Source organism: Blastococcus sp. CT_GayMR20 (assembly GCF_004570345.1).
Map to the genome: position 1 here is coordinate 31072 of NZ_SPQM01000025.1, position 11651 is coordinate 42722.

General features: G+C 72.4%; 9 protein-coding genes. 3 read left to right on the forward strand and 6 right to left on the reverse strand.

Annotated elements, in window-relative coordinates; all coding sequences use genetic code 11:
- The first annotated feature begins 26 nt into the window (after positions 1-26).
- The gene (locus E4P40_RS08680; RefSeq protein ID WP_135158294.1) at positions 27-998 is read left to right on the forward strand and encodes an NADPH:quinone oxidoreductase family protein; all 972 of its coding nucleotides are present in this window, start codon (positions 27-29) and stop codon (positions 996-998) included.
- Positions 999-1021: 23 nt separating this feature from the next.
- Positions 1022-2704: a CocE/NonD family hydrolase gene (locus E4P40_RS08685; protein ID WP_135158293.1), complete on the forward strand. Its 1683-nt coding sequence runs from the start codon at positions 1022-1024 to the stop codon at positions 2702-2704.
- 12 nt (positions 2705-2716) lie between these two features.
- Here the strand turns inward: E4P40_RS08685 and E4P40_RS08690 are convergent, their stop codons facing one another.
- The 6 genes from E4P40_RS08690 to E4P40_RS08715 all read right to left on the reverse strand — a co-directional run bounded on the left by E4P40_RS08690 (position 2717) and on the right by E4P40_RS08715 (position 9999).
- Positions 2717-3673, reverse strand: a complete 957-nt coding sequence (locus E4P40_RS08690) for a VWA domain-containing protein (protein WP_135158292.1) — start codon at positions 3671-3673, stop codon at positions 2717-2719.
- A complete protein-coding gene (locus E4P40_RS08695; RefSeq protein ID WP_135158291.1) occupies positions 3670-4710 on the reverse strand; it encodes a DUF58 domain-containing protein in 1041 nt (346 codons plus the stop codon). Before E4P40_RS08695 ends, E4P40_RS08690 begins: the two co-directional genes overlap by 4 nt.
- Positions 4707-5843, reverse strand: coding sequence for a MoxR family ATPase (locus E4P40_RS08700; protein ID WP_348519639.1), 1137 nt, complete (start codon positions 5841-5843; stop codon positions 4707-4709). The genes E4P40_RS08695 and E4P40_RS08700 overlap by 4 nt, the downstream gene beginning before the upstream one ends.
- Positions 5844-6226: 383 nt before the next feature.
- On the reverse strand, positions 6227-7444 hold the full coding sequence (locus tag E4P40_RS08705) for a C40 family peptidase (RefSeq protein WP_245160214.1): 1218 nt from the start codon (positions 7442-7444) through the stop codon (positions 6227-6229).
- A gap of 208 nt (positions 7445-7652) precedes the next feature.
- Entirely contained in the window at positions 7653-9188 is a 1536-nt protein-coding gene (locus tag E4P40_RS08710) for a long-chain-fatty-acid--CoA ligase (protein WP_135158290.1), read from the reverse strand.
- Between the two features lie 52 nt (positions 9189-9240).
- Positions 9241-9999, reverse strand: a complete 759-nt coding sequence (locus E4P40_RS08715) for a Sir2 family NAD-dependent protein deacetylase (RefSeq protein ID WP_135158289.1) — start codon at positions 9997-9999, stop codon at positions 9241-9243.
- Between the two features lie 152 nt (positions 10000-10151).
- On the opposite strand from E4P40_RS08715, the gene acnA reads away from it, so the two are divergent.
- Positions 10152-11651: aconitate hydratase AcnA (acnA, locus tag E4P40_RS08720; RefSeq protein ID WP_135158288.1), on the forward strand; the 1500-nt coding region annotated here is incomplete at its 3' end.

Genomic DNA, 11651 nt, shown 5'->3' on the forward strand with positions numbered 1-11651 from the left:
GAGGAGGAGCCCCTTAGTCTCGGGCGATGCGAGCCGTGCAGATCACCCGCTTCGGCGGCCCCGAAGTCATGGACATGGTCGATCTACCTGACCCGGTTCCAGGGCCTGGTCAGCAGCTCTACGAGGTGAGCTCCGCAGGAGTCAACTTTGCCGACACCCACCAGATCGAGAACTCCTACCTCGCCCAGCAGCAGCTGCCGCTGATCCCCGGCGCGGAGTTCGTCGGCACCCCGGTGGGTGGCGGCCAGCGCGTGGTCGGCCTTCTGGAGGGGGGCGGATACGCCCAGAAGGCGGTGGCGCACGACGTCCTCACCTGGCCGGTGCCGGACGGCGTCAGCGACGAGCAGGCACTGGCCGTCGTCCTCCAGGGGGCGACCGCCTGGCACCTGCTCCGCACGAGCTCGCACCTGGCCGAGGGCGAGTCGGTCGTCGTCATCGCCGGCGCGGGTGGCGTGGGCAGCCTCGCCGTCCAGCTGGCCCGGCACTGGGGTGCCGGCCGGGTCATCGCGACCGCGTCGAGCCCGGAGAAGCGAGCGCTGTGCGAGGAGCTGGGCGCCCACGCCACGGTCGACCCGGCGCTCGCCGAGAACGACCCGAAGGACTTCACCGGGGCCCTGCGGGAGGCCAACGGCGGCAAGAAGGTGGACATCGTCCTGGAGATGACCGGCGGCAACGTGTTCGACGGCGCCATGTCGGCACTGGCCCCGTTCGGGCGGCTGGTGGCGTACGGCATGGCCGGGCGGGTGCCGCCGAAGCCGGTGCAGGCGCCCTCGCTCATGGGCACCAGCCGAGCCGTCATCGGCTTCTGGCTGGCCCACTGCATGGCGCGCCCCCAGATGATGGACGCGGCGATGAACGAACTGCTGCCGATGGTGGCCGACGGTCTGCTGACGCCCGTCGTGGGCGGTCGCTACCCGCTGTCGGACGTCCGGCAGGCGCACGAGGACCTGCTCTCCCGGCGCTCGACCGGCAAGCTCGTCCTCGACCCCACCCGCTGAACCCGTAGTTTCCGAGGAGACCTGTGACGCCCGACGACGTCGACCTGCTGTTCCGGGCTCCGCGCAGCACGCCGGAGTCGAGGGCAGGCCGCCCGCCGCAGTACCGCCAGGAGCACCGGCCCGGGATGGTGATCGAGCGGGACGTCGCCGTTCCGGTCGGGCCCTCCGGCGAGCGGATCTACGTCGACGTCTACCGGCCGGACACCGACGTCCCCGCCGCACCGCTGATCAGCTGGTCGCCGTACGGCAAGCACAACCCGGCGCCCATCGGTGTGATCTACCCGGCCGCCGGTGTGCTGCCCGAGCACACCGGCGAGCTGACCACGTTCGAGGCCCCCGACCCGGAGTACTGGGTCCCGCACGGCTACGCGATCGTCATCGCCGACATCCCGGGCACCTGGTACTGCGAGGGCCCCGCGACCTACTGCTCGCCGCAGGAGGCGCAGGCGTTCGCGAACCTCGTCGAGTGGGCGGGGACGCAGCCGTGGAGCGCCGGGAAGGTGGGACTGTCCGGCGTCTCGTACCTGACGGTGTCGCAGTGGCGGGTCGCCGAGCTCGATCCGCCGCACCTCGCGGCGATCAACCCCTGGGAGGGCTGGAGCGACACCTACCGGGAGGTCGCCCGCCACGGCGGGGTCCCGGAGACCTCCTTCTGGCCCTACATCTGGGAGCGCTGGGGCGCCAGCGTCACCGAGATCGAGGACCTCGAGGCGGAGACGGCGGCACATCCGTTCTACGACGCGTTCTGGCAGTCGAAGAGCGCCCGGCTGGAGGAGATCCGGGTGCCGGCGTTCGTCGTGGCCAGCTGGTCCGACCAGGGTCTGCACACCCGCGGCACCCTCGAGGGGTTCCGGCGGATGTCCTCCTCCCAGAAGTGGCTGGACGTCCACGGGCGCAAGAAGTGGGCGTACTACTACGAGCCCGAGCAGGTCGAGCGGCAGCGGGCGTTCTTCGACCACTTCCTGCTCGGCAAGGACACCGGGATCCAGGACTGGCCGCGCGTGCGCGTCGAGGTGCGCAACTCCTACTACGACGGCGAGCACCGGACCGCCACCCAATGGCCGCTGGAGGCGGTCCAGTACCGGAAGCTCCACCTGCGGTCGGGTGACGGCTCCCTCGGCTGGTCCCCCGTCGAGAGCGAGGAGAGCGTGGGCTACGACGGCCTGGGCAGCGGGCTGAACCCGCACCGGGCCACCTTCGAGATCGCTTTCACCGAGCCGGTGGAGCTGGTCGGCCACATCACGGCTGCGCTGCACGTGTCCGCCTCCGAGGGCGACGACATGGACGTCTTCGTGGCGCTGTTCAAGCTCGACACAGAGGGCCGGCCCGTCGGGTTCCCGTACTACGCCCAGTTCGAGGACGGCCCGGTCGCCGTCGGATGGCAGCGCGCCTCGCACCGGGAACTGGACGAGGAGCGCTCCACCGAGTACCTGCCCGTGCTCGCCCACCAGCGCGAGCTGCCGGTCCGGCCCGACGAGGTCGTCCGTCTCGACATCGAGGTCCTGCCGTCGGGAACCCGCTTCGAGGCGGGTGAGCGGCTGCTGCTCGTGGTCCAGGGCAGTGACGTCATGCGCTACCCGAAGCCCCTCACCTACGCACGCCACGAGGACACGGTGAATCGCGGCACGCACCGGGTGCACACCGGCGGCCGCTACGACTCCCACCTGCTGGTGCCCGTCCTGCCGGGCAGCGAGCGCCCGGCCTGACCCGCGCCGTGCTCAGATCAGGCGGTTGGTCCAGAGCAGGCTGAGGACGGCGCCCAGCATCGCGAGGACGACGCCGGTGCGGACGAACCACGGGCTGATGTCCTGCGGCTCGGTCGTGTACCCGATCTGGCTCCCCAGGTCGGCGTAGACCTGCTCGAGCTCGGCAGCGCTGGCGGCCTCGCTGTAGCTCCCGCCGGTCTGGTCGGCGATCTCCTCGAGCGTCTGCCGGTCGACCGGCACCGGCACCGTCTCGCCGTCGAGGTCGAGGGTGCCGTAGTCGGTGCCGAAGGCGATCGTCGAGACCGGGACACCGGCGGCGCGCGCCGCGTCGATCGCCTGGGTGTCCTCGCGGCCGACCGTGTTGTAGCCGTCCGACAGCAGCACGATCCGCGCCGGCACCTCCTCGGCCTCGTCCGCCTCGAGGCTGGACTGGTAGTTCTCGATCGCGGTCAGCGAGGTGAACACCGCCTCGCCGATCGCCGTCGACTCGGCGAGGTCGAGGTTGTCGATCGCGCTCTCGACCTGCGCCCGGTCGGTGGTGGGCGGCACGAGCGTCGTGGCCGTGCCGGCGAAGGACACCAGGCCGAGGTTGATCCTCTCGGGAAGGACCTCGACGAACTCCTTGGCCGCGGTCTGCATCGCCCGGAAGCGGTCGGGCTCGATGTCGGTGGCCTGCATGGACAGCGACACGTCCACCGCCATGACGACCGTCGCCCGCTCGCGCGGCACCCGCACCTCGGTGCTCGGGACGGCGAGGGACACGACGAGCGTCGCCAGGCCGAGGGCGATGACGCCGAAGGCGAGGTGCCGTCGCCAGCCCGGTCGCTTGGGGACGATCGCGCCCAGGAGCGCCACGTTGGTGAAGCGGGCGGCGTAGGCCTTCCGGCGCAGCTGCAGCAGCACGTAGAAGGCGACCAGCGCGACGACGCCGAGCAGGGCCAGCAGCCACAGCGGGGACTGGAAGGTCATCGGGAAGCCCCTCCGCTGCCGGCCCGGCGTCGATCGGCCACGAATCTGACGACGTCCATGAGCCAGTCCCGGTCGGTCCGTAGCTGCAGGTGCCCTGCACCCGTCCGGCGCAGCGCGGTCGCGATCTCCGCGCGCTGGGCGGCCGCCTCCTCGGCGAACCGGGCGCGGACCTCCGGGTTGCCGGTCGGCACCTCCAGGGACTGGCCGCTCTCCGGGTCGACGACGGTCAGCAGGCCGACGTCCGGGAGCTCCAGCTCCCGCGGGTCGACCACCTCGATCGCGAGCAGCTCGTGCCGGGCGGACAACCGCCGCAGCGGGCGCTCCCAGTCGCTGTCGCCGAGGAAGTCGGAGATGACCACGACCAGCCCGCGCCGGCGCGGCGGCCGCATCAGCGTCTCCATGGCGGCGGCCAGGTCGCCGCGCCGTCCCCCGGCCGCCCGGGGCGTGGCGACGACCGAGCGCAGCAGCCGCTCGGCGGCCAGCCGGCCCGGCATGGCCGGGAACCGGTCGACCCGCTCCCCCGTCGTGACGACGGCGCCCAGCCGGTTGCCGCCGTGCACGGTGAGGTGGCCGACGGCGGCGAGCCCGGCGATCGCGAGGTCTCGCTTCTGGCAGTTGGCGGTGCCGAAGTCCAGGCTCGCGGACAGGTCGACGACCGCCCACGTCTCGAGCTCGCGGTCGGCGATGGTTTCTCGGACGTGCGGCACCTGGGTGCGCGCCGTCACCGGCCAGTCCATGCGCCGGACGTCGTCCCCCGGGTGGTAGGTGCGCGAGTCACCGGCCTCGGAGCCCGACCCGGGCACCAGCCCGAGGTGGTCGCCCTGCAGCAGCCCGTCGAGACGCCGCCGGACGGTGAGCTCGAGCCGGCGCAGCAGCACGTCGGCGGGACCGTCGGTGAAGCGCGGCGGAGCACCGTCGCCCGAGCCGGGCTCGATCCCGGAGCCCGGCGTCGCCGGGTGCAGGAGCAGCCCCTTGTGCTCCGGGGCGGGCTCGGCGGCGGTCGGCTGCAGTGCCGCGCCGCGACGACGGAGGATCACGCCGGGTGCGGCCCTTGCGCCGGCCCCTGCGCGAACCCGTTGGAGCCCGGCGCGCCGTGCCGCCCGACGTCCTGCGGCCCGCCGGGCTGGAGGCCTTGAGGCGGACCGAACTGCGGGACCTGCGGAACGTGCGGGCCGCCCGGCGCGCTCGGCCCGAAGCCGCCGGCGTTCTGCCGGGGCGCCACCTGCGGCAGCGGAACGGTCTGCACGATCCGCTTGACGATGTGGTCGGCGGGCACCCCGTCGGCCAGCGCGTCGTAGGACAGCACCAGCCGGTGCCGCAGCACGTCGGCGGTGACGTCGAGGACGTCCTGCGGCAGCACGTAGTCGCGCCCGCGGACCAGCGCCAGCGCGCGGCTCGCGGCGATCAGGCCCAGCGAGGCCCGGGGGCTCGCGCCGTAGGACACCCACGTGGCGACGTCCTCCATGCCGTGCTCCCGCGGGGACCGGGTCGCGACGACGAGGCGGACGACGTAGTCGACGAGCGCGTGGTGGACGAAGACCTGGGACGCCGTCCCCTGGAGGCGCTTGAGCTCGTCGGGACCGAGCACCGTCTCGGCCACCGGCGGCTCGGAGCCCATGCGGTAGACGATCTCGCGCTCCTCCTCCGGGGTCGGGTAGTCGACGAGCACCTTCATGAGGAAGCGGTCGCGCTGGGCCTCGGGAAGCGGGTAGACGCCCTCGGACTCGATCGGGTTCTGCGTGGCCAGCACCAGGAACGGGTTCGGCAGCGGGTGGGTCACGCCGCCGATGGAGACCTGCCGCTCGGCCATGACCTCCAGCAGCGCCGACTGCACCTTCGCCGGCGCGCGGTTGATCTCGTCGGTCAGGACGAAGTTGGCGAAGACCGGGCCCAGCTCGACGTCGAAGGCGTCCTGGCCGGCCTTGTAGATGCGGGTGCCGATGATGTCGGCGGGCACGAGGTCAGGGGTGAACTGCAGGCGGGCGAACGAACCGCCGACGGCGCGGGCGAGCGTCTCCACCGCGAGGGTCTTCGCGACGCCGGGCACGCCCTCGAGCAGCACGTGCCCCTTGGCCAGCAGCGCGACGAGCATCCGCTCGACGAGCCGGTCCTGGCCGACGATGACCCGCTTGATCTCGAACAGCACCCGTTCCAGCCGCTGGGCGTCCACCGACGGTGGCACCGGTGCGGCCGAACCCGCGGGAGACGTCTCGATCGGCGTGCTGGCAGCGGTGCTCACGGAACTCCCTGGTCGTGCCGGTCACTGACCCCCCGGCGTAGGAGAGCCGTCGACGGGACGGTGCGTCCCGTCCTGGGGCCAGTGTCCTACAGGTTCCTGGGACGGGTGGCCGGGCGCCGGGGAGCCGTGGGGAGGCGTCGCCGGTGTGCCGAGAAGTCGATCCGAAAAGTGCCGGAGACGCGCGTCCACACCCCTGCCCGTGAGCCGGAGCGGCTGCTACCGTTGGCAACGCGTCGGGCAGCTCCCCCCGTGGCTGCCCGACGCCTTGACGTCCGGACCCGGTGACCGCTCCCGGGTCCGAGTACCGAAGAGGCTCAGGCGCTGGGCCGCACCGCGCCGGCGTAGTCGCCCCACCACATCGTCGACACCTTGACGACGTCGCCGCTCTGCGGCGCCTGGACCACCTTGTTGTTGCCCAGGTAGATCGCCACGTGCCGGATCGTGTCGGGGTCGGACGGGTCGTCGGCCCAGAACACCAGGTCGCCGGCGCGCAGCGCGTTGCTGGCCACCTTGGGCAGCGCCGCGTACTGCGCGCGGCTGTTGCGCGGGATCGAGATCCCGGCCTGGGCATAGGCGTACTGGGTCAGACCGCTGCAGTCGAAGCCGACGACCCCCTCGTCCGGGTCGAGGCCCGGTCCGGGTCCGCGGGTCCCGCCGCCACCCCAGGCGTACGGCGTGCCGAGGTAGCCCATGGCGGCGTCGATCGCCGTCGACGCGGCCGACGCGTCGCCGGAGCCGGCCTGGTTCTGGTTGCCCGAGGGCGGCGCCGGAGCGCGCGGCGGGGCGGGAGCGGGCCGGCTGATCTGCGCGGTGCGGTCGGCGGCGGCCTGTGCGCCGACGAGCGACTCGAGCTCCTGCTCGGCGGCGGCGAGCTCGGTCGTCAGCTGCGCCTGCTGGGAGGCCAGGGCGCCAGCCTGGGCCCGGGCGTCGATCTCGGCCGCCTGCGCCTCGACCAGCTTCTCCTCGGCGTGCTTCTGCAGTCCGGCAGCCGCCGTGACCGCCTCGCGGGCCACGGTGTCGGCCGCGGTCGCCTGCTCCTGGAGGACGGTGACGACGTCCAGGACGTCGCTGCGGTGGCTGCCGGCCGCCTCGAGGAGGGCGGCCCGCTCGATGAGCTGAGCGGGGTCACCGGCGGTGATCAGTGCGGCAGCACCGGAGTAGGTGCTGCCGTCCATGTAGCTGCGGCGCGCGAACGCGACGAGGTTCGCCCGCGCCACGCCGAGGTCGGCCGTGGCCTGGGCGGCGGCGGCGGCCGCGGCGTCCGCCTGCTGCTGGGCGACCTCGTAGGCCGCCTGCATCGCCTGGTACTCGTCGAGTGCGATCACCGATCGCGACCGGGCTGCGTCCACCTGGTCCTGGGCCGCCTCGAGCGCACCGGAGAGCTCGCCGATCCGCGCCTCGACCTCGCGGGCCTTGGCCTCCGCGGTCGCGATCTCGGAGTCGCTCGGACGGCGCGGGGCCGCATCGGCCACCGCGGGGGTCAGACCGATCAGGATCGCGGCTCCGACGGCGGCGCCGACCAGGCGCCGCACAGAACTGCTCCGCGTACCGCTGTCCACGTCGCCCGACCTCTTCCGACTCGACCCAGCGGCACCCGGGAGGGCACCGCTGGGTTCGAGATCGACCGGATCGGGTGATCCGTTGAACGCGTCTCACCCCGAAGGGGGAGCTGACGGACCCCGTCCTCGCCCTCCCGGGCACCGCCCCGAGCAGGCCGAGGGGTGGGGAGGAGGGGGTCCGTCAGTTGATCTGGCGCTCGGAGTCCTTCCAGAACGACTCGCGGAGCTTGAACTTCTGGATCTTGCCGGTCGCCGTCCGCGCCAGTTCGTCGCGGAAATGGATGCGCTTGGGGATCTTGTAGCCGGCGATCTTGCCGCGGCAGTGGGCGATGATCTCCTCCTCGGTGACCTGTTCGCCCTCCCCCACGACGACGATCGCGGTCACCATCTCGCCCCACTTGTCGTCGGGGACGCCGATGACGGCGACCTCCGCGACGGCCGGGTGGCTGAAGACGACGTCCTCCACCTCGATGGACGACACGTTCTCGCCGCCGGTGATGATCACGTCCTTCTTGCGGTCGGAGATCGTCAGGTAGCCGCCGTCGTCGATCGTGCCCCCGTCACCGGTGTGGAACCAGCCGCCCTCCAGGGCCTCCCCCGACGCGTCCGGGTTCTCCCAGTAGCCGGCGAGCACCGTGTTGCCCCGGGCCAGGACCTCGCCGGACTCGCTGACCTGCAGCCGGGTGCCGAGCGCCGGGACGCCGGCGCGGGACAGCCGCTTGGCGCGCTCGTCGGCGTCCAGCTCGTCGTACTCGGCGCGCGGGCGGTTGATCGTCAGCAGCGGCGCGGTCTCAGTGAGTCCGTAGATCTGGTTGAACTCCCAGCCCAGTTCGGCCTCGACCCGGGCGATGGTCTTCGACGGCGGCGGGGCGCCGGCCACGATGATCCGCACCCTGTCCCGGCCGGGGATCTCGCCGTCCCAGTCGGCGGCGGCCTCGAGGACGGCGTTCCAGACGGCGGGCGCCCCGGCCAGCACGGTGACCCCGTGCCGGTCGACCCGGCGGAGGATCTCGGCGCCGTCGATCTTGCGGATCACGACCTGGCGCGCCCCGAGCCCGGCCATGGTGTACGGCAGACCCCAGCCGTTGCAGTGGAACATCGGGAGCGTGTGCATGTAGACGTCGCGGTCGCTCACCTGCATGTGCATGCCGAAGGTGACCGCGTTGACCCACAGGTTGCGGTGGGTCATCTGCACGCCCTTGGGCCGGGCGGTCGTCCCGCTGGTGTAGTTGATCGTCGCGGTCGCTTCCTCGTCCGGTTCGGCCCACGCGCGCGGCTCGGTGTCGAAGCGCAGCAGCTGCTCGTACTCCTCGCCCGTGCCGAACCGGTGCTCGGCCTCGATGCCCTTCAGCGTCGACTCGAGCTCCGGGTCGACCAGCAGCACGCGGGCGCCGGAGTGGCCGACGATGTAGCTGACCTCCTCGGGCGACAGTCGGAAGTTGATCGGCACCGCCACCCGCCCCGACGACGGCACCGACAGCAGCAGCTCCAGCAGGCGCGCGGAGTTGTGGCTGACGATCGCGACCCGCTCGCCCTCCCCGATGCCCAGCTCGTCCAGCCCGGCCTGCAGGGCCCGGCCGCGGCGGGCGACCTCGCGGTAGCTCACGTCCCCCAGGGACGGCGCGGGCTGCGTCGGCTCGTCGACGATCCCGACGCGGTCGCCGTAGACGAGCTCCGCCCGGTCGAGGAAGTCGCGGGTGGTCAAGGGCACGCGCATGCCGGCTCCCGGGGTGCGGAGGATCTGATGCCTGTCACGCTAACCGCCACGGTCAGGCGCGCGCGACCACTCCCGGCAACGCCGTGCCGATCGGCTCACGGACGACGAGATCAGCGACGTCGTCGTAGGGCGTCGCCTGCGCGTTGACGACGACGAGCCGGGCGCCCGCGCCGACGGCGACGTCGGACAGCCCCGCGGCCGGCCACACCTGCAGCGACGTGCCGACCGCGAGGAACAGGTCGCAGTCAGCGGCAGCCGCGGTGCACGCCGCCACCACCCGCTCGTCGAGGAGCTGCCCGAAGTAGACGGTGGCCGACTTCAGGATGCCGCCGCACACCAGGCACACGGGGTCGGGCTCCCCCGCCGCGACCCGGTCCAGCGCCGCCCGCATCGTCGTCCGGTCGTCGCAGTCGACGCACACGACCTCGTGCACCGTGCCGTGGATCTCGTGCACCAGCGCCGGATCCGACCCGGCCGCCTGGTGCAGCCCGTCGATGTTCTGGGTGACCAGCGCGCGCAGCCGCCCCTGCCGCTCGAGGTCCACGAGGGCCGCGTGGCCGGCGTTCGGCTGCGGGTCGGCGCGCTGCATGGCCTGGCGCAGGAGCCACGACCGGCGCCGGATGTCGGGGTCGGCGAGGTAGTACGACAGGGTCACGAGCTTCTCGGCGTCCGGATCTTTGGTCCACACGCCGTTCGGACCCCGGTAGTCGGGGATGCCGCTGTCCGTGGAGATCCCGGCACCGGTCAGCACGGTGATCCGCCGGGCGCTCGTCAGCCACGCGGGGAGCGGGTGCGGGACTGCGCCGGTCACCGTTCCACCGTAGGCACCGAGGTTTCCGGACGGGTGATCGAGGTCACCGGGTGAAGCAAGGGTCGCCTCACCCGATGCCGCGGGCGCTGACCTGGGATGATCGCGGGTGGACAACCGAGCGCGAGGAACGACCGAGGGGTAGGCGCAGAAGAGTGGCAGCCAGCAAGGACAGCTTCGGAGCCCGGGCGACGCTCACCGTCGACGGCAACGACTACGACATCTTCCGGCTCGACGCGGTGGAGGGCTCCGAGAAGCTGCCCTTCAGCCTCAAGGTCCTGCTGGAGAACATGCTGCGCACCGAGGACGGCGAGGACATCACCGCCGACCACATCCGGGCGATCGCCAACTGGGACCCGAACGCGGAGCCGGACCAGGAGATCCAGTTCACCCCGGCGCGCGTGGTCATGCAGGACTTCACCGGCGTGCCCTGCATCGTCGACCTCGCCACGATGCGCGAGGCCATGGCCGAGCTCGGCGGCGACCCCCAGAAGATCAACCCGCTCGCGCCCGCCGAGATGGTCATCGACCACTCGGTCATCGCCGACATCTTCGGCACGCCGGACTCGTTCGAGCGCAACGTCGACCTGGAGTACCAGCGCAACGGGGAGCGCTACCAGTTCCTCCGCTGGGGTCAGGGCGCGTTCAGCGACTTCAAGGTCGTCCCCCCGGGCACCGGGATCGTGCACCAGGTCAACATCGAGCACCTCGCGCGCGTGATCTTCCCGCGGCAGGAGGGGGACCGGGTCATCGCCTACCCCGACACCTGCGTCGGGACCGACTCCCACACCACGATGGTCAACGGCATCGGCGTCCTGGGATGGGGCGTCGGCGGCATCGAGGCCGAGGCGGCCATGCTCGGCCAGCCCGTGTCGATGCTCATCCCGCGCGTGGTCGGCTTCAAGCTCACCGGCGAGCTGCCGGACGGGGCCACCGCGACCGACCTGGTCCTCACGATCACCGAGATGCTGCGCCAGCACGGCGTGGTCGGGAAGTTCGTGGAGTTCTACGGCGCCGGCGTCTCCGCCGTCCCGCTGGCCAACCGCGCCACGATCGGCAACATGAGCCCGGAGTTCGGCTCCACGGCGGCGATGTTCCCGATCGACGAGGAGACGGTCACCTACCTGGAGCTGACCGGCCGCTCGAAGGAGCAGGTCGCCCTGGTGGAGGCCTACGCCAAGGAGCAGGGCCTCTGGCACGACCCGTCCCGCGAGCCGGCCTTCTCCGAGTACCTCGAGCTCGACCTGGCCACCGTCGTCCCGTCGATCGCCGGCCCCAAGCGCCCGCAGGACCGCGTCGCGCTCACCGACGCCAAGGCCTCGTTCCGGGAGGCGCTGCCCACGTACGCGCCGATCGACGAGATGCAGAAGGACGACGACGACGCGCCCCGCGACGCCGGGTCCGCCGTCGACGAGGCGGTCGAGGAGACCTTCCCGGCCTCGGACCCGGCCAGCCCCTTCGCGCACGGCAACGGTGAGTCGGGCAAGCCGCACGGCGCCTCCCACGGCCCGGTGACGGGCGACCGGCCCTCGAAGCCGACGCGCGTCGTCATGGAGGACGGCACGGAGACCGAGGTCGACCACGGACACGTCGTGATCGCGGCCATCACCTCCTGCACCAACACCTCCAACCCGCAGGTGATGATCGGCGCGGCC